The 23020-nt window shown below is 70.6% G+C and carries 19 protein-coding genes; 17 read left to right on the top strand and 2 right to left on the bottom strand.

The genetic code is table 11. From position 1 onward, the window contains the following. Positions 1 to 37: 37 nt before the first annotated feature. From ACZ3IC_RS16680 to ACZ3IC_RS16670, 3 genes are read left to right on the top strand one after another with little or no spacing between them, the layout of a single operon-like run. Positions 38 to 598, top strand: coding sequence for a PadR family transcriptional regulator (locus tag ACZ3IC_RS16680; protein WP_467416846.1), 561 nt, complete (start codon positions 38 to 40; stop codon positions 596 to 598). Continuing rightward, positions 595 to 1359: an ABC transporter ATP-binding protein gene (locus tag ACZ3IC_RS16675; RefSeq protein ID WP_467416845.1), complete on the top strand. Its 765-nt coding sequence runs from the start codon at positions 595 to 597 to the stop codon at positions 1357 to 1359. The genes ACZ3IC_RS16680 and ACZ3IC_RS16675 overlap by 4 nt, the downstream gene beginning before the upstream one ends. Further along, positions 1349 to 2692 carry an ABC transporter permease gene (locus ACZ3IC_RS16670; RefSeq protein ID WP_467416844.1) on the top strand — a complete coding sequence of 448 codons (1344 nt, stop codon included), beginning with the start codon at positions 1349 to 1351 and terminating at the stop codon, positions 2690 to 2692. Before ACZ3IC_RS16675 ends, ACZ3IC_RS16670 begins: the two co-directional genes overlap by 11 nt. Positions 2693 to 2747: 55 nt before the next feature. Here the strand turns inward: ACZ3IC_RS16670 and ACZ3IC_RS16665 are convergent, their stop codons facing one another. Continuing rightward, positions 2748 to 3284 carry an HNH endonuclease gene (locus tag ACZ3IC_RS16665; protein WP_467416842.1) on the bottom strand — a complete coding sequence of 179 codons (537 nt, stop codon included), beginning with the start codon at positions 3282 to 3284 and terminating at the stop codon, positions 2748 to 2750. Positions 3285 to 3614: 330 nt separating this feature from the next. Between ACZ3IC_RS16665 and ACZ3IC_RS16660 the strand changes: the two genes are divergently transcribed. From ACZ3IC_RS16660 to ACZ3IC_RS16615, 10 genes are all read left to right on the top strand, one after another. Next, complete coding sequence (locus ACZ3IC_RS16660; protein ID WP_467416839.1) at positions 3615 to 4682, top strand: mechanosensitive ion channel family protein; 1068 nt, start codon at positions 3615 to 3617, stop codon at positions 4680 to 4682. Positions 4683 to 4941: 259 nt separating this feature from the next. Beyond that, positions 4942 to 6165 (top strand): ROK family transcriptional regulator, encoded by a 1224-nt coding sequence (locus ACZ3IC_RS16655; RefSeq protein ID WP_467416836.1) that lies wholly within the window; start codon positions 4942 to 4944, stop codon positions 6163 to 6165. 71 nt (positions 6166 to 6236) lie between these two features. After that, positions 6237 to 7574 (top strand): ABC transporter substrate-binding protein, encoded by a 1338-nt coding sequence (locus ACZ3IC_RS16650; protein WP_467416834.1) that lies wholly within the window; start codon positions 6237 to 6239, stop codon positions 7572 to 7574. 73 nt (positions 7575 to 7647) lie between these two features. Further along, positions 7648 to 8529, top strand: coding sequence for a carbohydrate ABC transporter permease (locus ACZ3IC_RS16645; RefSeq protein WP_467417193.1), 882 nt, complete (start codon positions 7648 to 7650; stop codon positions 8527 to 8529). Between the two features lies 1 nt (position 8530). Then, complete coding sequence (locus ACZ3IC_RS16640; RefSeq protein WP_467416831.1) at positions 8531 to 9433, top strand: carbohydrate ABC transporter permease; 903 nt, start codon at positions 8531 to 8533, stop codon at positions 9431 to 9433. A gap of 2 nt (positions 9434 to 9435) precedes the next feature. Further along, complete coding sequence (locus tag ACZ3IC_RS16635) at positions 9436 to 10725, top strand: 6-phospho-beta-glucosidase (protein ID WP_467416829.1); 1290 nt, start codon at positions 9436 to 9438, stop codon at positions 10723 to 10725. Then, positions 10716 to 11690 carry an N-acetylglucosamine kinase gene (locus tag ACZ3IC_RS16630; RefSeq protein ID WP_467416826.1) on the top strand — a complete coding sequence of 325 codons (975 nt, stop codon included), beginning with the start codon at positions 10716 to 10718 and terminating at the stop codon, positions 11688 to 11690. The genes ACZ3IC_RS16635 and ACZ3IC_RS16630 overlap by 10 nt, the downstream gene beginning before the upstream one ends. A 313-nt stretch (positions 11691 to 12003) precedes the next feature. Then, positions 12004 to 13395, top strand: a complete 1392-nt coding sequence (locus tag ACZ3IC_RS16625) for a hypothetical protein (protein WP_467416823.1) — start codon at positions 12004 to 12006, stop codon at positions 13393 to 13395. 11 nt (positions 13396 to 13406) lie between these two features. After that, positions 13407 to 14498 (top strand): glutamate ABC transporter substrate-binding protein, encoded by a 1092-nt coding sequence (locus ACZ3IC_RS16620; RefSeq protein WP_467416822.1) that lies wholly within the window; start codon positions 13407 to 13409, stop codon positions 14496 to 14498. A gap of 103 nt (positions 14499 to 14601) precedes the next feature. Beyond that, positions 14602 to 15927 (top strand): hypothetical protein, encoded by a 1326-nt coding sequence (locus ACZ3IC_RS16615; RefSeq protein WP_467416819.1) that lies wholly within the window; start codon positions 14602 to 14604, stop codon positions 15925 to 15927. A 99-nt stretch (positions 15928 to 16026) separates the two neighbouring features. Here ACZ3IC_RS16615 and ACZ3IC_RS16610 read toward each other — a convergent pair whose 3' ends face one another. Beyond that, the gene (locus ACZ3IC_RS16610) at positions 16027 to 16338 is read right to left on the bottom strand and encodes a hypothetical protein (protein WP_467416818.1); all 312 of its coding nucleotides are present in this window, start codon (positions 16336 to 16338) and stop codon (positions 16027 to 16029) included. Here ACZ3IC_RS16610 and ACZ3IC_RS16605 point away from each other — a divergent pair. The 4 genes from ACZ3IC_RS16605 (at position 16316) to ACZ3IC_RS16590 (ending at position 23018) form a co-directional block, all read left to right on the top strand. Beyond that, on the top strand, positions 16316 to 18829 hold the full coding sequence (locus ACZ3IC_RS16605; protein WP_467417191.1) for a serine/threonine-protein kinase: 2514 nt from the start codon (positions 16316 to 16318) through the stop codon (positions 18827 to 18829). The genes ACZ3IC_RS16610 and ACZ3IC_RS16605 overlap by 23 nt on opposite strands. A 2-nt stretch (positions 18830 to 18831) precedes the next feature. Further along, the gene (locus ACZ3IC_RS16600) at positions 18832 to 20193 is read left to right on the top strand and encodes a protein phosphatase 2C domain-containing protein (RefSeq protein WP_467416816.1); all 1362 of its coding nucleotides are present in this window, start codon (positions 18832 to 18834) and stop codon (positions 20191 to 20193) included. A gap of 153 nt (positions 20194 to 20346) precedes the next feature. Beyond that, positions 20347 to 21705: a vWA domain-containing protein gene (locus ACZ3IC_RS16595; protein WP_467416814.1), complete on the top strand. Its 1359-nt coding sequence runs from the start codon at positions 20347 to 20349 to the stop codon at positions 21703 to 21705. A gap of 98 nt (positions 21706 to 21803) precedes the next feature. After that, positions 21804 to 23018 carry an FHA domain-containing protein gene (locus tag ACZ3IC_RS16590; protein ID WP_467416813.1) on the top strand — a complete coding sequence of 405 codons (1215 nt, stop codon included), beginning with the start codon at positions 21804 to 21806 and terminating at the stop codon, positions 23016 to 23018. The last annotated feature ends 2 nt before the right edge of the window (positions 23019 to 23020 follow it).

The raw sequence follows: 23020 nt of genomic DNA, 5'->3' as shown, positions 1-23020 counted from the left end.
ATTCACTCAGTACATGTACTGCGTATAGAGTCGCCGGATGAGCATCCGCCATGTCCTTCTGGGACTGCTCGCCGGGGGGTCCAGCCACGGCTACGACCTCAAGCGGCGGTACGACGAACGCTTCCCGCAGGCTCGCCCGTTGGCCTACGGCCAGGTCTACACGACCCTGCAACGACTGGTTCGCGACGGACTGGCTGCCGTGGAAGGCACCGATTCCGACGGAGGACCCGAGCGCACCCTCTACCGCTCCACGGACGAGGGAGCGCGCGAACTGGCCAGGTGGGCGGCCGAGATCGCCCCGCCGGCCCCCTTCGTGACGAACGAGATCTTCGCCAAGGTCGTGGTCGCGATCCTCGTCGCCACAGCAGCCGGCGACACCGACCGCACCGCCGACGCGGCCGACTATCTCCAGGCCCAGCGCACCGCCCACATGGCGCGGCTGCGCGAACTGACCACGCTCAAAACCACACCGGGCACCGGCCTCGGCACAGTGCTCTCCGCCGACTACGCCATCGCCCACCTGGATGCCGACGTGCGGTGGATGACCACCACCGCGGGACGGCTCACTTCTCTGACCGCGGAGGTCAACGCATCATGAGTACGCGAACCGAGCAGCAACCCGGCGCAACGACGCCCCTGCTCACGGCCACCGGGCTGCGGAAGACGTACGGGAAGACGGAGGCGCTGCGCGGTGCGTCGGTCGATCTCCACGCGGGGGAGATACTCGCCGTCACTGGTGCCAGTGGCAGCGGGAAGTCCACACTGCTGCACTGCCTGGCGGGGATCGTCCGACCTGACGAGGGTTCGGTGTCGTACGGACAGGAGCGGCTCGACCTGCTGTCCGAGGCGCGCCTCGGCGAGCTGCGGCGCACCGACTTCGGGGTGGTGTTCCAGTTCGGGCAGCTGATCCCCGAGCTCACCGCCGTCGACAACGTGGCACTGCCGCTGTTGCTGGCCGGAACCTCCCGCGCGGCTGCGCTGACCCGGGCGGGTGAGTGGCTGGAGCGCTTCGGGGTGCGCGGTCAGGCCGAACTGAGGCCCGGCGAGCTGAGCGGCGGTCACGGTCAGCGCGTCGCACTGGCACGGGCGTTGGTGACCGGGCCGAAGGTCGTCTTCGCGGACGAGCCGACCGGCGCGCTCGACTCGCTCGCCGGGGAACAGGTGATGACCGCTCTGGTGCACGCCGCTCGCGCGGCCGGCACCGCGGTGCTGCTGATCACCCATGACGCTCAGATCGCGGCGTACGCGGACCGCGAGGTGTGGCTGCGGGACGGGGCGCTCCACGCCGACGCCGACGCCGACGCCGTGCAGCTGACCGCCCGGGGAACCACCGGGGAGGCCGCCCGCCGTGAAGGCTGACCTCCGCATCGCATGGATCCTGACGCGCGGCTCGGACCGCCGCGAGTGGTGGCGGATCTCCCTGACCGCGCTGGGCGCCCTGCTCGCCACGGGGTTCGCCCTTGCGGCGGTCACCGTCGCCGCCGTCTCCGGGCAGGTGTCGATCCCGTTCGCGCACGGCCTGTTGAATCAGCCGGGCCAGCGCAGGGGCGTGGTGGTCACGCTGCTGCTCCTGCTCGTCCCGGTGCTCGGCTTCCTGGGCCAGTGCGCCCGTATCGGCGCCGTCCACCGCGACCGGCGGATGGCCGGACTGCGGCTCGCCGGGGCGTCCCCCGCGCAGGTACGGCGCATCTGCGCGCTGGAATCCGCGTTCACGTGTCTGGCGGGATCGGCCGGTAGCGCCGTCGTCTTCGCCGCGTGCCTCTCCGGGTACGACCACATGCCGCCGCCCGGGGCGTGGTTGGCCTTCGTGGCTGTCGTTCTCGCCGTTCCGGTGCTGGCCGCGCTGGTGAGCGTGGTCGCGTTGCGCAGGGTGATCGCCTCCCCGCTCGGCCAGGTACGCCGGGTGCGGCCGGACCGGGACCGCGGGAGGCCGGTTGCACTGCTGGTGGCCGTGGCACTGATCGCCATACCGGTCTGCCTCGCCGGGCTGCGGGGCAGCCGTCCCGGCGCGGCGTCCGTCCCGCTGCTGGTGTTCGCCGTGGTGATCCTCACCGGGGCCGGCGCGGTGTGGCTGGCTGGGGCGACGGCCGCATTCATGGGCCGGCGGCTGACCGCCCGCGCCAAGAGCCCGGCGGTACTGATCGCCGCAGGCCGGCTCGGGGACGACCCCTGGGTGGCTGCGCGCACCCATGCCGCGCTCCTGCTGGTGACCACGATCGGGGTGGGCTTCGTGGGAGTGCGGGACGTGCTGCTGGACGTGCTGCACGAGCAGGCCGGCTCCTTGGGCGAGAGCCTCGCCTTCTACACCACGGGGATCAATCTCGCCGGAGCCGCCGTCCTGGTGGCCCTGGCCATCGGCCTCTTCGCGGTCGCGGTGGGCACCGCGGAGTCCGTCGCCAGCCGCCGTCGGGGGCTCGCCGCGCAGGTCGCGACCGGCGTACCCCGTGCCGTGCTGGCCCGGGCCCTGCTGCTGGAGACCGCACTGCCGCTGGCCCCGTCGGTGCTGCTCGCGGGCATCGGGGGCATGGCGCTGCACCTCGGATACGCCGCTCTCGTGGCCCCCGGATACGTTCCGTCGGCGCTTCCGCTGCTCGTGCCCGTGGCGGTGTACGCCGCCTGTCTGCTGGCCGCGGCGGTGTCGCTGCCGCTGCTGCGGCGTGCGGTGCACCCCGCGGAGCTTCGGTTCGCATAACGAGCGACGGCGCTGCACAAAACCGCGCCCCCCGGACGTGCGAAAGCCCGGATCGTCAGGCCGAAATGCCGTCGATCCGGGCCATCGCGTCGTCCGCGCCGAACGGTTGCAAGTACGGCAACCAGCGCGGGTCGCGGTGTCCCGTCCCGATGATGCGCCAGGCGAGGCCCGTCGGCGGGGCGGGCTGCTGGTGCAGCCGCCAGCCGAGCTCCGGCAGGTGTCGGTCCGCCTTGACGTGGTTGCAGCGGCGGCAGGCCGCCACCACGTTGTCCCAGGCGTGCTGTCCACCGCGGCTGCGCGGAATGACATGGTCGACGCTGGTTGCGGCGGCACCGCAGTACATGCAGCGGCCCCCGTCCCGGGCGAACAGCGCCTTGCGGGTCAGCGGTACGGGCCCCCGGTAGGGAACCCGTACGAACCGCTTCAGGCGGACGACACTGGGGGCCGGGACGGCCCGGGTGGCACTGCGCATGAAGGCGCCGGACTCCTCAAGACAGATGGCCTTGTTTTCGAGCACGAGGACGAGCGCGCGGCGGAGCGGTACGACGCCGAGCGGCTCGTACGACGCGTTGAGAACCAGGACATGCGGCACGGTGGATGCCTCCTTGTACGCCGGCGGCGCGTGGCTCGCGCCGGGACGATCCGATCTCAGTTTCTCCTCACGCCTGGTCGAAGCGCCACCACGTGCAGGTAACGGGCCGGGAGGATTTTTCTCCGCTCCCCGCCTCTCACACCGTCGCCGCACGCCGGAACAGGCCCTTCGGGACGCCTGCCGCGGTGGCCGCTGCCCGATGTGCGATCGGCCACACGCCACCTGTGCGTCCCTCGTGAGACGCGTCTCTCCCCTCCATCACGGCGGGGGAACACTCCCGATACCCCGTTAGTGTGGTTGGTCTGCCATCGCCCACCTGGAGGTTCCACCGTGTCCCTGTCCGCCCTGTTGGCCGCAGCTCCGTCGCCCGGGACCGGTGGCTCGCTGGACGAGGCCGCCGAGCAGGCCGGCAACGCCGCGGGCTGGGTGGAGGAGAACTGGTCCATCTGGCTGAGCATCGGTCTGCGCATCGTGCTCATCGCGGCGATCGCGATCGTGTTGCGCGTCGCGGTCCGCCGTGCTATCACCAAGCTCATCGACCGGATGAACCGCAGTGCCCAGGCCGTCGAGGGCACCGCGCTCGGCGGGCTGCTGGTCAATACGGAACGCCGCCGTCAGCGTTCCGAGGCGATCGGTTCCGTACTCCGCTCGGTCGCGTCGTTCCTGATCCTCGGCACGGCCGCCCTGATGATCCTGGGCGCGTTGCAGATCGATGTGGCCCCGCTGCTGGCCTCCGCCGGTGTGGCCGGTGTGGCACTCGGTTTCGGTGCGCGCAACCTGGTCACCGACTTCCTCTCCGGTGTCTTCATGATCCTGGAGGACCAGTACGGCGTGGGCGACACCATCGACGCGGGCGTCGCCTCCGGCGAGGTCATCGAGGTCGGTCTGCGGGTCACCAAGCTGCGCGGCGACAACGGTGAGATCTGGTACGTCCGCAACGGCGAGGTGAAGCGGATCGGCAATCTCAGCCAGGGCTGGTCGACGGCCGGTGTCGATGTGCCGGTGCGTCCCACGGAGGACCTGGACAAGGTCCGCACGGTGATCACCGAGGCCACAGTGGCGATGGCCAAGGAAGACCCGTGGAGCGAACGGCTGTGGGGTCCCGTGGAGATCCTGGGCCTGGACGAGGTGCTCCTGGACTCGATGACGGTCCGGGTGACCGCGAAGACGATGCCGGGCAAGGCGCTGGGCGTGGAGCGCGAGCTGCGCTGGCGGATCAAGCGGGCCTTCGACGAGGCGGGCATCCGCATGGTCGGCGGCGTCCCGGTCCAGGCGGACGAGCCCGCAGCGGCCGACCCGACGGCCGCCATGGCCGCCCCCTCGGCCTACGCGTCGACGACCTCGCCGCAGTCCCTGGCCACGACACCGATCACGCCGCCGCCGAACACCTCGAAGTGACTCTCCACCGTACGAGTGAGGGGGCGCCCCGCAGAGCCTGCGGTGCGCCCCTCACTCGTGAGCGCGTCGACGTGCCCTCAACTCGGTTCGTCAATAGCCTGATCGGGAAGGCGGCACCGAGGACCCCCGCGTTCCGAAAGCACCCCGGGTAACGCTTTGGCAGCCACCGGGGTGTCGCCCATTGACGGCCCGGTGACGTGCGCATACCTTCCTCTCACCGAATAGGAAACTTTCCTAACAGAGGGCAGGTGCAGTGCTCATGGCCGGAACCACACCGGGTACCCCCCGCGTCCTGCGGGCCATGAACGACCGGGCCGCCCTCGAACTGCTGCTGGAGCACGGGCCGCTCTCCCGGACCAGGATCGGGAAGCTGACGGGGCTCTCCAAGCCCACGGCGTCGCAGCTGCTCGCGCGGCTGGAGGCGGCCGAGCTGGTCGTCGCCACCGGGACCGTGGCGGGGCGGCCGGGGCCCAATGCCCAGCTGTACGCGGTGAACGCACGGGCCGCTCATGTCGCGGGGCTGGATGTGAACGCCCACCGGATCGTCGCCGCCGTTGCCGATGTGACCGGTGAGACGGTCGGGGAGTTCGAGCTGCGCACTCCGGGGCGACGCGCCGACTGTGTGGTGCGGCAGGTGGCGGATGCGCTGGACGGGGCGGTCAAGGACGCCGGGCTCACCCGCTCCGATGTGCACCGTGTAGTCATCGGCACCCCGGGCGCCTTCGACCCCGGTACCGGGCGGTTGCGGTACGCCTCGCACCTGCCCGGCTGGCACTCCCCCACCCTGCTGGACGAGCTGGCCGCGTTTTTACCGATGCCGGTCGAGTACGAGAACGACGTGAACCTCGTCGCGGTGGCCGAACAACGGCTCGGCGCGGCGCGCGGGCACGACGACTTCGTCCTGCTGTGGAACGAGGAGGGGCTCGGCGCCGCCCTCGTCATCAATGGACGGCTGCACCGCGGCTTCACCGGTGGTGCCGGTGAGGTCGGCTTCCTGCCGGTGCCGGGCGCCCCGCTGGTCCGCCAGGTCACCAAGGCGAACTCGGGCGGGTTCCAGGAGTTGGCCGGCGCGCAGGCGCTGTCCCGGCTGGCCCGGGAACTCGGCATCGACGACGCGCCGATCCGCGGCTCGGGCACCCATCACGAGGCCGCGGCCCGTCTGGTCGCCCGGGCCGCCGAAGCCACGGAGGCCGGCGAGGACGGCCCGTACCCCCGGCTCCTCGATCTGTTCGCCACCGGACTCGCGACCGGTCTCGCCTCCATGGTCGCCGTGCTGGACCCGGAACTCGTCGTGCTGTCCGGCGAGTTGTTCGGGGCCGGCGGGGAACCGCTGCGCGTCCGCGTGGAGTCCGAGCTCGTCGAGCTGGCGGCCTCCCGGCCGCGGCTGATCGCCGGTGACGTGACGCACCGTCCCGTACTGCGCGGCGCGCTGGAGAGCGCACTCGCCACCACCCGTGACGAAGTCTTCGACACGTCGCGCTGAACCCTTTTTGCCCTGCCCTTGCTTCGTGCATCGCCCCTCTCCGCACCAATCCTCCATCGGGAGTCACCGCCATGTCCGGAAACCACCGGAAGACGGCCGCCACGCTTGCCGCGGCCGCCGCGATATCGCTGTTCGCCTCTGCCTGTACGGGCCAGAGCAACTCCGGTGCCACTGATGACGCGTCCAAGGAGACGACCATCAACTTCTGGCACGGCTGGAGCGCCCCGAACGAGGTCAAGGCGATTCAGGCCACGGTCGACGCCTTCGAGAAATCGCACCCCAATATCCATGTGAACGTCGTCGGCAATATGACCGACGACAAGATCAACCAGGCGCTGCGGACGGGCGGTTCGAAGACCCCGGACGTCGTCTCGTCGTTCACCACGAACAATGTCGGCAAGTTCTGTTCATCGAGGGCGCTCGTCGATCTGAACCCCTTCCTGAAGAAGGACGGGATCGACGCGCACAAGACCTTCCCCAAGGCGATGAACGAGTACACGCAGTTCGACGGGGTGCGCTGCACCGTGCCGCTGCTCGGTGACGCCTACGGCCTCTATTACAACAAGGACGCGTTCAAGGCCGCCGGTATCACCGGGCCGCCGCGGACCTGGTCGGAATTGGCCGCGGACGCCAAGAAGCTGACGAAGCCCGAGGGCGACTCGTACGAGCAGCTCGGTTTCATGCCGAACTACCACGGATACGAGTCGACGACCGAGCACTACCTCGGTGGCTGGGACCCGAAGTACTTCGATGCGGAGGGCAAGTCGAACATCGCCGAGGACCCGGCGTTCGCCTCCATGCTCACCACCCAGAAGAAGCTGGTCGACGACCTGGGCGGCTACGAGAAACTGGAGAAGTACCGTACGTCGTTCGGTGACGAGTGGGGCGCCGAGCACCCGTTCCACACCGGCCAGGTGGCCATGCAGCTGGACGGCGAGTGGCGGCTCGGGATGGCCGAGGAGACCAAGCCGAAGTTCGAGATCGGGGTGGCGCCGATGCCCGTCGCCGACGACGAGGCCGACACCTACGGCAAGGGCTATCTGACCGGCACCATCGCCGGTATCGCCGCCACCTCGCAGAAGCAGAACGCGGCGTGGGAGCTGGTGAAGTTCATGACGACCGACACCGACGCGGTGGTCGACTTCGCCAATGCCATTCACAACGTGCCGTCCACACTGGATGCGCTGAAGTCGCCGAAGTTGAAGTATGACCCGCGGTTCAAGACGTTCCTGGACATCGCCGCGGACCCGAACAGCACCACCACTCCGCCCTCGGTGAACGGCGGCGCGTATCTGGTGTCCCTGCAGAACCTCGGTTTCGACATCGAGAAGGGCAAGCAGACGGACATCGAGGCGGGCCTGAAGAAGACCGCCGAGGAAATCGACGCGGCGATCGCGCAGGCGAAGTAGAACCGCGATGAGCACGAGCACGTACACACTCCGTTCGAAGCGCCGCCGGTCGGCCCTTCGAACGGCGGCCTTCATGTCGCCGTGGCTGATCGGGTTCTGCGTCTTCTTCGCCTACCCGCTGATCTCCACGCTCTATTTCTCCTTCACCGACTACGACGGTTTCGCGGCCCCGGAGTTCAGCGGGCTGAAGAACTGGTCGTACGTCTTCAATGAGTACCCGCTGTTCTGGCCCGCCCTGCGCAACACGCTCTGGCTGGTCGTGGTCATGGTGAGCTGCCGAGTGGTGTTCGGCCTCGGTGTCGGACTGCTGATCACCAAGATCAAGACGGGTGCCGGAGTTTTCCGGACCCTGTTCTACCTGCCGTACCTGGCCCCGCCGGTCGCGGCGACCCTCGGCTTCGTCTTTCTGCTCAACCCGGGTACGGGGCCGGTCAATTCGGTCCTCGGCGATCTGGGGCTGCCCACGCCGGGCTGGTTCACCGATGCCACCTGGTCCAAGCCGGCGCTGACCGCGCTCGCGGTGTGGGGCGTGGGCGACCTGATGGTGATCTTCATGGCCGCGCTGCTCGACGTACCGAAGGAGCAGTACGAGGCGGCGGAGCTGGACGGGGCGTCCGCGTTCCAGCGGTTCCGCTTCGTCACCCTGCCGAACATCTCGCCGATCGTGATGTTCGCCGTGGTCACCGGGATCATCCAGACGATGCAGTACTACACCCAGCCACTCGTGGCGGGGAAGGTCGCCTCGGGTGTGATGGGCGGCTCCGGGCAGCAGTTCGAACCGGGCTATCCCGACAAGTCGACACTGACGCTTCCGCAGCTCGTCTACAACCTCGGCTTCCAGCGTTTCGACTACGGCTCCGCCTGTGTGGTCGCGCTCGTTCTCTTCGCACTCGCCATGGCGTTCACCGCACTGCTGATGCGGCGCCGCAGCGGGCTGATCCAGGCAGGTGAGTGACGTGGCGCAGGCCCTCGACGCCCTCAAGACGGCCGACGCCGCGGCCGGCCCGGTCACCTCGGCCGAGCGCACGGCACGCCGCAAGGCGCTGCTGAACTGGATCGCCGTGCACTCGCTCGGTGTCGCCGCCGCGCTCTTCTTCGTGCTGCCGTTCGTCTTCCTGCTGCTCACCTCGCTGATGAGCGACCAGCAGGCGCTGACCCGCGATCTGTGGCCGCACCCCTTCGAGTGGAGCAACTACAAGAAGGTGTTCGACACCCCGGGCTTTCTTACCTGGTGGAAGAACACTCTGCTGTACGCGGGACTCGGCACCGTCCTCACGGTCGTGTCGTCGCTGCCCGTGGCGTACGCGCTCGCCAAGTTCCGCTTCCGCGGGCGGCATCTGTCGCTGATGCTCGTCATCTCGATGATGATGCTGCCGCCGCAGGTCGTCGTCATCCCGATGTATCTGTTCTGGGCGAAGCAGTTGGACATGTCCGGCACACTCTGGCCACTGATCATCCCGATGGCCTTCGGTGACGCGTTCTCCATCTTCCTGCTGCGGCAGTTCCTGCTGACCATCCCGAACGAGTACCTCGACGCGGCGAAGGTCGACGGCTGCGGTGAGTTCCGCACGCTGATGAGAGTCGTCGTGCCGATGGCCAGGCCGGGCATCGCCGCCGTCGCCCTCTTCCAGTTCTTCTACGCCTGGAACGACTACTTCGGCCCGCAGATCTACGCCTCCGAGAACCCGGCTGCCTGGACGCTCAGTTACGGCCTGGAATCCTTCAAGGGCGCACACCACACCGACTGGAACCTGACCATGGCCGCGACCGTACTGGTCATGGCCCCTGTGATCCTTGTCTTCTTCTTCGCTCAAAAGGCTTTTGTCGAGGGCGTCACACTGACCGGAGTAAAGGGCTGACCATGAAACTCGCAGTAGTTGGTGGCGGGTCCACCTACACACCTGAACTGATCGACGGTTTCGCCCGGCTGCGGGACACGCTGCCCATCGAGGAGCTCGTGCTCGTCGACCCGGCGGCCGAGCGCCTGGAACTCGTCGGCGGCCTCGCCCGGCGGATCTTCGCCAAGCAGGGCCACCCGGGGAGGATCATCACCACGTCGGACCTCGACGCGGGTGTCGCCGACGCCGACGCGGTCCTGCTCCAGCTGCGCGTCGGCGGCCAGGCCGCCCGCAACCGGGACGAGACCTGGCCGCTGGAGTGCGGCTGCGTCGGCCAGGAGACCACCGGGGCCGGCGGCCTCGCCAAGGCACTGCGCACGGTCCCGGTCGTCCTGGACATCGCCGAGCGGGTCCGCCGTACCAATCCGAACGCCTGGATCATCGACTTCACCAACCCGGTCGGCATCGTCACCCGGGCGCTGCTCCAGGCCGGGCACAAGGCCGTCGGACTGTGCAATGTGGCGATCGGCCTCCAGCGGAAGTTCGCCGGGCTCCTCGATGTCACCCCCGGTGAGGTGCACCTCGACCATGTCGGGCTCAACCACCTGACCTGGGAGTTCGGGGTCCGTCTCGGTGGTCCGGGCGGCGAGAACGTCCTGCCGAAGCTGCTCGCCGAGCACGGCGACGCTATCGCGGACGATCTGCGCATGCCGCGGGCGATCGTCGACCGGCTCGGCGTGGTCCCCTCGTACTATCTGCGGTACTTCTACGCGCACGACGCGGTCGTACGGGAGCTCGGCACCAAGCCGTCCCGGGCGGCCGAGGTCGCCGCGATGGAGAAGGAACTCCTCGCCATGTACGGCGACCCGGCGCTGGACGAGAAGCCCGCGCTGCTCGCCAAGCGCGGCGGCGCGTTCTACTCGGAGGCGGCCGTGGACCTGGCGTCCTCGCTGCTCGGCTCGGGCGGCTCCCCGGTGCAGGTGGTCAACACGTACAACAAGGGGACGCTGCCGTTCCTGCCGGACGACGCGGTGATCGAGGTGCAGGCCGCAGTCGACGGTACGGGTGCCGCCCCGCTCGCCGTACCGGAGCTGGACCCGCTGTACGCCGGTCTGATCGCCAACGTGACGGCGTACGAGGACCTCGCCCTGGAGGCCGCGCTGCGCGGCGGACGGGCCACCGGGCGGGCGGGTGGGAGAGACGCAGTGTTCAAGGCTCTGCTCGCACACCCGTTGATCGGCCAGTTCGAGTACGCCGAGGCGCTCACCGACAAGCTGATCGCGCACAACCGGGAGCACCTGGCGTGGGCATGAACGCTTCGGTCCTCGCGATCGACGCGGGGAACAGCAAGACCGATGTGGCACTGATCGGTGCGGACGGAACAGTGCTGTCGGCGGCCCGCGGCGGTGGCTTCCAGCCGCCGGTCGTGGGGATCGAGGCGGCCGTGGACGTTCTCGGTGCGGCCGTCGACCGGGCGCTGGAGCTGTCCGGCGGACCGGTCGGCCCCGTCGCGCATGTGTCGGCCTGTCTCGCCAACGCCGACCTCCCGGTGGAGGAGGAGCAGTTGGCGGCGGCGCTGCGTGCCCGTGGCTGGGCGCCCACGGTCGAGGTGCGCAACGACACCTTCGCGATTCTGCGTGCGGGGGTGGACGAGCCACGGGGTGTGGCCGTCGTCTGCGGTGCGGGGATCAACTGTGTCGGCATGGTGCCGGACGGGCGGAGCGCGCGCTTCCCCGCCATAGGCCGGATATCCGGTGACTGGGGCGGCGGTTCGGGGCTGGCCGAGGAGGCGATGTGGTTCGCCTCGCGGGCGGAGGACGGCCGCGGTGAGCCGACCGAGCTGGCCCGTGCACTGCCCGGGCACTTCGGGCTCGACTCGATGTACGCGCTGATCGAGGCGCTGCATCTGGGCCGGGTCGAGTTCGAGCGCAGGCACGAACTGACTCCGGTGCTCTTCGCGACCGCGGCGGCCGGGGACCCGGTGGCGGGTGCGCTGGTGGACCGGCTGGCGCAGGAGGTCGTCGCGATGGCATCGGTCGCGCTGACCCGGCTCGGTCTGCTGGACGAGGAGGCGCCGGTGGTGCTGGGCGGCGGCGTGCTGGCGGCCCGTCACCCGCAGTTGGACGACAGGATCGCCGAACTCCTCGCGGTACGTGCCCCGAAGGCGGTGGTCCGGGTCGTGACGGAGCCGCCGGTGCTGGGGGCCGCACTGCTCGGCCTGGATCACGTGGGGGCGACTGCCGGGGTGCACGAGAGGCTGCGTGCGCAGTACAGCTGAGACGGTTCGCTGAACACAAGGGGCGACCCGCGGCGTTTCTGACACAGGTCGCCCCTTGCGTACGGGAACCGTTCAGTTGTCCCGGACGTGTTCCTGCGTGGGGAGATCGGTCCGGTTCGGGGATTGGTCCACCGATCGGCTTGATCGGTGGCTCAGGCCTTGATCGAATGCGTGTGACTGCCATCCGTGGACCGGTGCAGGATCCAGGCGTTCCTGGTGTGGATGTCGGTCCCTGCGGCCATACTTCTGGCCGGGTACCAGTCCCCGATCGGCCGGGGGCCGGGCCACCGTCAGTGACCGAGGGGGAGGTCAAGTGACATACCCGCCGAATGTACGCACGGCGCCGGAACACGCACGGGCGCAGCCGCCCGTGCCCGCGACCGTACCCGCTCCGCCGCAGCGCGGTGTCCGGCCCGCGACGGCCGGACGGCTGCGGGCCGCGGCGACGACCGAGCCGGGCAGGCTCCAGATCATCGGGGCCGTACTGGCGCTGCTCGTCGTCGCGTTCGGAGCCGTGACGGCGTTCGAGATCGCCGACCGGGCGGCCGCCGCCGACGATGTGGTGAGCCGCAGCCAGCCGCTGAGTGCCGACGCGGCCAACATCTACCGTTCGCTGGCCGATGCCGACACCGCTGCGGCGAGCGGCTTCCTGGCCGGGGCGCAGGAGCCGCGCGATGTCCACGACCGGTACGACAAGGACATCAAGGAGGCGTCCCGGCTGCTGGTGAAGGCCGCGGCCACCACGGACGCGGCGACGGCGTCCGGGCACGAGATCACCACGCTCAACGAGGAGCTCCCCCGGTACACGGGGCTGATCGAGCGGGCTCGTGCCAACAACCGGCAGGGCCTGCCGCTGGGCGGTGCCTATCTCCGGTACGCGAACCAGAAGATGACCGACGTGCTGCTGCCGGCCGCCGAACGGCTGTACACGGCGGAGACCGGCCGACTCGACCGGGACAACGAATCGGCCAGGGCCTGGCCGGTCCTCTCGCTCGTGCTCGGTGTCGTGGCACTGGCCGCTCTGCTCTGGGCGCAGCGGCGCAACTACCGCAGGACGAACCGGGTCTTCGACCACGGGCTGCTCGTCGCGACCGCCGCGTCCACCGTGGTGCTGCTGTGGCTGGCCGTGGGGCACACGGTGGCGCGGTCCGAGCTGCTGGACGCCGATGTGCACGGGCAGCAGTCCCTCGATGTTCTCAACCATGCGCGGATCGACTCGCTGAAGGCGCGCGCCAATGAGAACCTCACTCTGGTCGCCCGCGGCGCGGTACTCACCCCGGACGGCAAGAACGACAAGTACGAGACCGACTACAACACGGGCATGAAGGCCCTCGGTGAAGAGCTGGGGAAAGCCAGGAAGCTCGCCGACGACTCCCAGGGGAGCGGGCCGGTGACGAACGCCATCAACGGTGTCTCCGAGTGGCAGAGCCGCCACCGGACCGCCCGCACGACCGACGACAACGGCGACTACCAGGGCGCGCTGAAACAGATCATCGGGCCGAAGAACTCGACGGGTGAGTCCTTCAACCGGGTGGACGAGGCGCTGGAGCAGGCGCTCGCCCATGAGCAGAGCGAGTTCACCCGGGCCGCGAAGAACGGGCGCGGGGCGCTGGGCGGGCTGCCGATCGGGGCCGCCGCGCTCGCCGCGCTGGGTGCCCTCGCCGCGATCGTCGGGGTCAACCGCAGGCTCTCGGAGTACCGGTGAGAGGGGGAGCGATGTCCAGGAAGCGCACGGGCCCTGGGTCCACCCGCGGCAGGCTGCGCGGCTGGGGCGGAGTGACGGGCATGGCCGTGGCCTGCGCGGTGACGGCCTCGCTCACCCTGCTGCCGCTCTCCCACGGCGGCGCCGGCACCTTCGGCAAGGACGCTTCGGGGCCGGGTACGGCGCAGGCGGTGCAGGTCCGGGCCGACGACTGCACGGACCCGGAGGCGAGCCTGCCGCCGTCGAGCGCCGACGGCCCGAGCATCGCGAAGATCAAGGCGCGCGGAAAGCTGATCGCGGGCGTCGACCAGAACAGCTTCCGCTGGGGATACCGCAATCCGGAGACGGACAAGGTCGAAGATCCGGACACGGGCAAGCTCAAAAATCCGGAGGCAGGCAAGCTCGAAGGCTTCGACATCGATCTGGTGCGGGCCATCGCCAAGGACATCCTGGGCGATCCCGACGCGGTGATCTTCAGGGCCATACCCACCAACCAGCGGATCGCCGCCCTGGAGAACGACAAGGTCGATGTCGTCGTGCGGACGATGACGATCAACTGCAGCCGGCTGGACCAGGTCGCGTTCTCCACGGCCTACTTCCAGGCCGGGCAGCAGGTCCTCGCGCCGAAGGACTCGACGATCACCGGGTTCGACAAGTCCCTGGACGGCAAGCGGGTCTGCACCGCCGAGGGGTCCACCGCGTACGAGGCGCTGGAGAAGCAGTCGTTCGGCTCGGTCTTCAAGGACGAGCACGACGGCACCGCGGCGGACGAGGACCGGCTCACCGTCCCCAACCAGCTGGACTGCCTGGTGCGGCTGCAGCTGGGCGAGGTCGACGCCGTGGTCACGGACAACGCGCTGGCGGCCGGCCAGGCCGCCCAGGACCCGGCCGTCGAGCTCAAGGGCGACAAGCCGTTCACCACCGAGTACTACGGCGTGGCGACGAAGCTCGGTGCGAACGATCTGGTGGCCCGGGTCAACCAGGTGCTGGTCGACTACCGCAGGGGTGGTGCGAACAGCCCCTGGATGGTGTCGTACCGGGAGTGGCTGGAGGCCGGTCTGCCGGGCATATCGGCGCCGCCGGCACCCAAGTACCGGAGCAACTAGCGCCGGACCGGCCAGGTGTGCGCGACGGCGCGGACCGGGCCGGCGAGGCAGTGGCACTGATCCTGCCGGGCCCGCCCCGACAGGAAGAGCGGAGAGGTGATCGATGGGCGTCGCGGGCCCCTTCCCCGGCTACGCGGGGAGGCCCCCCGGCCCGGTCATGGACCGGGACGAGGCGGACCGTGCGCTGGCCCGGCTGGGCGCGGAGCACGAGGCGATCGAGACCTCGCTCCTCGCTCTGCAGGACCATGCGGGCCGTCGGCTCCTGGAGGGCGCCGATCTGACCGGTGTCACCAAGGAACGCTGGGCCATCACCGAGCAGTCGATCACGCTGCTGTGGGGGTATTTCGACGCCTACGCGGGGGTGCTGGCGGAGGCCCGCGCGGTGCGGGCCCGTCGGCGCCACCCCAACCGGGACGATCTGGTGGCCCTCACCGAGCTGCTGCGCGGCCAGGGCGTGACCGTGGCGCACGAGGCAGGCCGCCCCGATCCGTCGATCACGGGCCCGGCCAAGCTCTCCGAGCGGTTCACGCTGGAGGAGCTGGTCGCCCGGATGAACGACCTGTACGCCCGGTCACTGGACATGGTCGTCGCCTCCGACTCCGTGTGGTCCGCGCTGCCCGCCCGGATAGATCTCCTCGCCGCCGAGCTGCACCGCACCCGCTCGCTGGCGCACTCCGTCGGCGTTCGGCCGGGTGAGCACCCGGCGGGCGACGACCTGGAGGCGATCACCCATGAACTGACCGCGCTGCGGGTGCAGGTGATCTCCGATCCGCTGGCGTTCTGGCTGTCGGGTCCCGGCAGTTCGGCGCCCGGCGGCGGACGCCCCGACACGACGCGCTACGACCGGGCGGCCCGCGCCCTGGACGACGTACGCCGCGAGATCGAGGCAGTGCTCACGGTCCGGCAGGACGCCGAGCAGCGTCTGGTGCACCTGCGTGATGTCCTCTCCCGCGCGGACCGCACCCTGACCGAGGCCCGGTCGGCGCGCGGCGAGGTGCTGGCGAAGATCGCCGCCTCCGAGGTGCCCGCGGTCAGCGGCCCGGCGACCGCGCTCCAGGAGCGGCTGGCCGCCGCTTCGGAGTACCGCAGGCATGCCCAGTGGCACCGGCTCTCCCCGCTGCTGGAGACGCTGGAGCGGGAGGCCGAGGAGGAGTTGCTGCGGGCCCGCGAGTCGTTGACCGCGGTCACGGCCCCGCTGGCCGTACGGGCGGAGCTGCGCGGCAGGCTCGACGCGTACAAGGCGAAGGTCGCCCGGCACGGTCTGGCCGAGGACCCGCTGCTGATCGAGCGGTACGACGCGGCGCGCCGGATGCTGTGGAGCGCACCGTGCGATCTGCGGGTCGCCGCGCAGGCGGTGCTGCGCTACCAGGAGGCGGCTGCCGAACTGCTGTCCCAGCGCCGGACCTCGGGACCGGAGGACCGGCGATGAGTACAGGTACGTGCAAGGTTGAAGGGCCGCTGCGGCGGCGGGGCGAACAGGGGGACGGACCATGAGTACGCAGTGCCAGCGCCCCGCGTGCGAGGGCAGTTATGAGGATGTGGGCGGCGGTGAGCTGTACTGCGACACCTGCGGTCTGGCTCCGGTCGTCTCGCCGAGTGGCATGGTGAGCTCGCCGCCCACCGGGATCGCGGGCGGCGGCGATGCGAGCAGCAGGGGCGGGCGGGGCAGCGGGGGAATCCGGGGCAGCGACAGCAGTTCGCGGTCGTCGTCCCGGGCCTCCTCGCGGTCCTCGTCCCGCTCGTCGACCTCGCGGCGTTCCGTTTCGGGGCGGCTCTCGCGTTCGCTGTCCGGTGGCGCCACGTCCCGTTCGGTGTCGGTGCGTTCCTCCGGTTCGTCCACGGGCGCGTCCGGCCGTGGACGACTGGGCGCGGGCCTGGTGCAGGTGCCGGACGTGCCGCGTCCCGACCCGCGCACGGCGGTGATGCAGAACCCGGAGGTCCCGGAGCGGAAGCGTTTCTGTTCGCGTTCCGACTGCGGGGCCCCGGTGGGCCGGGCCCGCGGTGAACGGGCGGGCCGTACGGAGGGGTTCTGCACCAAGTGCGGCCACCCGTACTCCTTCGTGCCCAAACTCACCGGTGGCGACATCGTGCACGGCCAGTACGAGGTCGTGGGCTGTCTGGCGCACGGCGGGCTCGGCTGGGTCTATCTCGCGGTCGACCGTGCGGTGTCGGACCGCTGGGTGGTCCTCAAGGGCCTGCTCGACACCGGTGACCAGGACGCCATGGCCGCCGCCATCTCGGAGCGCCGGTTCCTCGCCGAGATCGAGCACTCCAACATTGTCCGGATCTACAACTTCGTCGAGCATCTCGACCAGCGCACCGGCTCGCTCGACGGCTACATCGTGATGGAGTACGTCGGCGGCAAGGCGCTCAAGCAGATCGCGAACGAGCGCCGCACCCCGGCCGGGAAGCGCGATCCGCTGCCGGTCGAGCAGGCGTGCGCGTACGGCATCGAGGCGCTGGAGGCGCTCGGCCATCTGCACAGCCGCAACCTGCTGTACTGCGACTTCAAGGTCGACAACGCGATCCAGACCGAGGACCAGCTGAAGCTGATCGACATGGGCGCGGTCCGCAGAATGGACGACGACGAGTCGGCCATCTACGGCACGGTGGGATATCAGGCGCCGGAGGTCGCGGAGGTCGGCCCGTCGGTCGCCTCCGATCTGTACACGGTCGCGCGGACGCTCGCGGTGCTCACCTTCGACTTCCAGGGCTACACCAACGTCTTCGTGGACTCGCTGCCGGACCCGGACAACATCGAGGTGTTCCGGACCTATGAGTCGTTCTACCGGCTGCTGGTGCGGGCCACCGACCCGGATCCGGCGCGGCGGTTCGCCTCGGCGGCGGAGATGGCGGAGCAGCTGACGGGTGTGCTGCGCGAGGTGGTGTCGTTGCAGACGGGGCGGCCGCGACCGGCGCTATCAACGTTGTTCGGTACGGAAGTACGGGTCACGGACACGCAGTTGTTCGCCGAGCTGACGGGCGATGTGTCGCGACTGGGGGCACGGGCTGCCGCTCCGGTGTCGTCCGGTCGCTTCGAGCGGCGGCGGAACGGGGCGACGCTCGGTGCGACCGCGACCGCGGGCGCGGCCGCCGTGCCGTTCGCGGTGCCGGGGCCGGGCGCGCTGCCCGCGGGTGTTCCGTCCGCGCCCGGCTACGCCGCGGCGAGTGCCGGTCCGCTGACCGCGCCGCCGCCCACCCACGTACAGGCCGGCAATGGGCCGGGCCAGAGCGGCGCGGCCCTTCAGAGCGGCGCGACCTTCTCGTACGCGCAGGCCCAGGCCGCGATTCCTGCCCCCCGGGTCTTCCCGGACGCCGACCCCGCTGCGCTGTCGGGGCCGTACGTCCCGAACCTCCCGAACGGCCCCCGGCCGACCTGGTTCGACGCCCGGTCCACCTCGCTCGCGCTGCCCGTGCCCCGGGTCGATGCGAGCGACCCCAACGCGGGTTTCCTCGCCGGGCTGATGACCACCGCCCCCTCCGAACTGATCGCAGCGCTGAACGCCGTGCCCGTGGCCTCGCTGGAGACCCGGCTGCGTGAGCTGCGCGCCCGCCTGGAGATGAATGAACTCGGCGCGGCCGGGCAGACGCTGAGGGCACTGGAGGGCCAGTACCCGGACGACTGGCGGGTCGTCTGGTACCGCGGCGTCACCTCACTGGTGACCGGTGACAACGAGAACGCGGCGCTCTCCTTCGACGCGGTGTACGACGCGTTCCCCGGTGAGCCGGCGCCCAAGCTGGCGCTGGGGATCTGCGCGGAGGTCCTGGGCCAGCTGGACAACGCCGCCGAGTACTACCGCCTGGTGTGGACGACCGACCCGAGCTTCGTCAGCGCCGCCTTCGGCCTGGCCCGGGTGCAGATCGCCGCCGGGGACCGGGCCGGGGCCGTCAGGGCGCTGGAGTCCGTGCCTGAGGCGTCGATCCACTACACGGCGGCCCGGGTCGCCGCGGTGCGCGCCCGGCTGCGTGGACGTGCCCCGGACGAACCTCTGATCGTCGATCTGATGGCCGCCTCGGCCCAGGTCTCGGAACTGGCCGGTTTCGGTCTGGACGCGGTGCGTCGCGAACAGTTGTCGACAGAGGTGCTGGGAACGGCGCTCGACTGGGTACTCTCCGGTAGTCCCACGGCTCGGTCCTCGGCCCTGCAACCGCACGCGTCTGCGGGGTCGCACGGGCCGAGAACGCTGCTCGGCAGTGAGTTGGACGAGCGCGGCCTGCGTTTCGGGCTGGAGCGTTCGTACCGGATGCTCGCCCGGCTTGCAGAGCCCGGCGACGAGAGGATCGAACTGGTGGAGCGGGCCAACCGTTTCCGCCCCCGGACGTGGGTGTGAAAATGTCGCAGAAGCCCCAGGAGACGGCCTTGTCGAAGTGTCCCGGCTGCGAGGAGCCGCTGGAGCCGGGGGACCTGTTCTGCGGTGCGTGCGGGTACGACCTGTCGGCCGTGCCCACGCCGCCGCAGGACCACCCCACGATCGCCATGGCCGTGCCGGCGGAGAACGGCGCGGCGACGGCCGCCCGCACTCCGGCGGGCGGCCCTGCAGAGTTCCGCTTCGACGGGCCGGGCGGATCGGGCGACTTCGAACTGGCCTCGCCCGGGGCCGCGCCCGAAGCCGCACCGTCGTCCACGCCCGGAGCCGCGCCCGGGACGCCCGCACCGTCGTCCATGCCCAAAGCCGCGCCCGGGTCCACGCCGTCCGCCGAGGCGCCGGCGCCCGACCCCCGTACCCCCGCCGCCAAGCCGTCGTCCGCGCCGCCGGCCGGTACCAAACTGTGTGTGGCCTGCCGAGCCGGTCGTGTCGACACCGACGGCTACTGCGAGAACTGTGGTCACGCCCAGCCGCGCGAGCGCGACCACATGGAGCAGGAGCTCGAATCGGTCGCCGCCGTCAGCGACCGGGGCCTGCGCCATCACCGCAACGAGGACTCGTTCGCGGTGTCGACCACCTCCCTGCCCGACGGTTCGCCGGCCGTCGTCGCGATCGTCTGCGACGGTGTCTCATCGGCCAGCCGCCCCGACGAGGCGTCGGCGGCCGCCGCGAGCGCCGCCAACGAAGCGCTGCTGGAGTCCCTTCCTCGCGGCACCCATCCGCAGCAGGCCATGCACGAGGCGATCGTCGCCGCCTCCGAGTCGGTCAACTCCCTGGCCGAGGAGCCCGGCCGGGCCATGGAGCACGACCCGCACCGCCACCAGAACGCCCCGGCGTGCACCCTGGTCGGCGCGGTCATGGCGGGCGGCCTGCTGGTCGTCGGCTGGGTCGGCGACAGCCGCGTCTACTGGGTGCCGGACGACCGCACCAGCCCGCCCGCCCGGCTGACCGAGGACGACTCCTGGGCCGCGCAAATGGTGGCGGCGGGTCTGATGAACGAGGCCGAGGCGTACGCCGACGCGCGCGCCCATGCCATCACGGGCTGGCTCGGCGCCGACGCGTACGAACTGGAGCCGCACACCGCGTCCTTCAAACCTGACCGGTCGGGTCTCGTGGTGGTGTGCACGGACGGCCTGTGGAACTACGCGGAGTCGGCGGCCGAGATGGCCGCCGCGGTGCCGGCCGATGCACAGCTGCGACCGCTGCACGGCGCGCAGGTGCTGGTGGGTCATGCACTCGACGGTGGGGGCCACGACAACGTAACAGTGGCTCTGCTGCCGTTCGCCGTGCCGCCGCAGGGGGCAGGATCGGCCTGCGGCACCACATGAGCCCCGTTCCGTAACGCTTGATTCCGTTTCCCTCCGCCCCTGCCGCCTTCACCCACACTCACCCGTTTTCCCGCCTCACCCGCGTTCACCGACGTAATTTCTGCCCTCACAGCTGTCTTCATCTGACACCTGGAGCCTCAAGGAGCCGATCAGATGGCCAACTTCTCCAAGTCGAACGTGCCGCGGTTCTCCGTCGAGGTGTACCAGAACGAATATCTGCCGGAGGGCGGTCGCGAGGTCAACGCAATCGTCACGGTCACCTCGACCGGAGGCGGCACCACCGGCGGTATTCCACTGTCCGGTGCGGCCGCGACGCCCACGTACGCAGCGGGGCAGGCGCCGAACGCCGCCGTGGTGATCATGGTCGACTGCTCCGGTTCGATGGACTATCCGCCGACGAAGATGCGCAATGCCCGCGATGCGACGGCCGCGGCCGTCGACACCCTGCGCGACGGCACCTCGTTCGCTGTGGTCGGCGGCACGCACATCGCCAAGGAGATCTACCCGGGCAACGGCCGGCTCGCCGTCGCCGACGCGCGGACCAAGGCCCAGGCGAAGGGGGCCCTGCGGGCGCTCAGCGCCGGTGGCGGTACGGCGATCGGCACCTGGCTGCGACTGGCCGACCGGCTGCTCGGCGCCGCCGATGTGGAGATACGGCACGGCATCCTCCTCACCGACGGCCGCAACGAGCACGAGGCGCCGGAGGACCTGCGGGCCGCGCTCGAATCCTGCGCGGGCCGCTTCACCTGTGACGCCCGGGGCGTCGGCACCGACTGGGAGGTGAAGGAGGTCACAGCCATTGCCTCCGCGCTGCTCGGCACGGCCGACATCGTCGCCGACCCGGCAGGGCTGGCCGCGGACTTCACGCAGATGATGGAGAACGCGATGGGCAAGGAGGTCGCGGATGTCGCGCTGCGGCTCTGGACGCCCGTCGGGGTCGAGATCAAGTTTGTGAAACAGGTCGCACCGACGGTCGTCGATCTGACCGGCCGCCGCACCGAGGCGGGCACTCGCGCCGGGGACTACCCCACGGGTTCCTGGGGCGACGAGTCCCGCGACTACCACGTGTGCGTACAGGTGCCGGAGGCCGGGATCGGGCAGGAGATGCTGGCGTCCCGGGTCTCGTTGATCCTCCCCGACCCGTCGGGCGGGGTCCCGCAGACGCTTTCCCAGGGCCTGGTGCGGGCGGTGTGGACGGAAGACATGGTGGCGTCCACCTCGATCAACCCGCAGGTCGCGCACTACACGGGCCAGGCGGAACTGGCACAGGTCATCCAGCAGGGGCTCGATGCCCGCAAGTCGGGAGACTTCGACGGCGCGACCGCGAAACTGGGCCGTGCGGTGCAGCTGGCATCGGCTTCCGGGAACGAGGACACTGCGAAACTGCTTTCGAAGGTGGTGGACGTCGTCGACGCGGCGACCGGTACTGTGCGACTGAAGGCGAAGGTCGCGGAGGCCGACTCGATGACACTCGAAACACGCTCCACCAAGACCGTTCGCGTCAAGAAATAACCACACGAGCCGCCCGGCCGGAGCGTTTTGCCGGGTGGCGAAGAGCAACACAAAATGACGGCCCCCGGGGCCGGACGAGGAGAGGAGGAAGCGCCGACATGCCGACCTGCCCGAACGGACACCAGTCGGGTTCCGAGGACTGGTGCGAGGTCTGCGGCCATCGCATGGCCGGGGCGGGCGCGCCTGCGGGTGCGGTCCCGCCGCCGCCTCCCCCGCCGCCCGCTCCCGGTTACGGCTTCCCGCAGGGGCCCGGCCCGGATGCGAACCAGCAGGCCGAGCTCTGCCCGCAGTGCCGCACGCCGCGTGAGGCGATGGCGCCGTTCTGCGAGGAGTGCCGCTGGAACTTCCTCACGAACACCGCGACGTCGTACACGCCGCTGGCCCCGTCCCACAGCGTTCCCAGCCCTCCGCCCGGTCTCAGCCTGCCGCCCGGCTTCCAGCGGCAGCAGCCGCCGGGCCCCCAGCAGCAGCGCGATCCGTTCGAGTACCAGGGCTCGCGGCCCTCACAGATGAACCGCCCGGCCGAGCCGCTCTCCCCCGACCAGGAAGACCGCCCCGGGCCCCCGGTGCCGGGGCCGCAGTCGCCGCAGCCGCCGCAGCCGTTCCAGCAGCAGGGGTCACCGCCTCCGCCGTCCTTCCAGCAGCAGACCGCGCCGCCCCCGTTCCAGCAGCAGTCGGCGCCGCCCGCGCCGTTCCAGCAGCAGTCGGCGCCGCCCGCGTTCGAGCAGCCCGGTCCGCCTGCCCCGCAGCCGCCCGCACCGCAGCCGCCTGCCCCACCGCAGCCGCAGGCGCCGCAGTCCGACGACGACGACTGGATGCTGTCGCCGCCGTCCCGTACCCAGGCGCCGCAGCCGCCTGCCCCGCAGCAGCAACCGCCGTTCCCGGGTCGGGATCAGAACCAGCCGCCCGCGAGCTGGACCGCGGTCATCGCCCCGGACCGTGAGTACTTCCTGGCGATGATGCAGCGCAGCGGCCCCGAGGCGACCGGGCTCAACCTGCCCGCGTACTCCCCGGAGCAGCGGCTTCCGCTGACCGGCAACCAGATCACCATCGGTCGCCGCAGGCAGAGCACCGGCGAGTCCCCCGACATCGATCTGTCCGTGCCGCCGGAGGACCCGGGCGTCTCGCACCAGCACGCGGTGCTGGTGCAGCAGCCCGACGGCGGCTGGGCGGTGGTCGACCAGAACTCCACCAACGGCACCACGCTCAATGGCGCCGAGGACCCGATCCAGCCCTATGTCCCCGTCCCGCTCCAGGACGGCGACCAGGTGCATGTCGGGGCGTGGACGACGATCACGGTCCACCGAGGCTGAAC

It is taken from the genome of Streptomyces sp. NPDC002958 (assembly GCF_055563255.1).
Note: the sequence above shows the minus strand (reverse complement) of the source record. Positions and strands in the feature narration are given on the sequence as shown.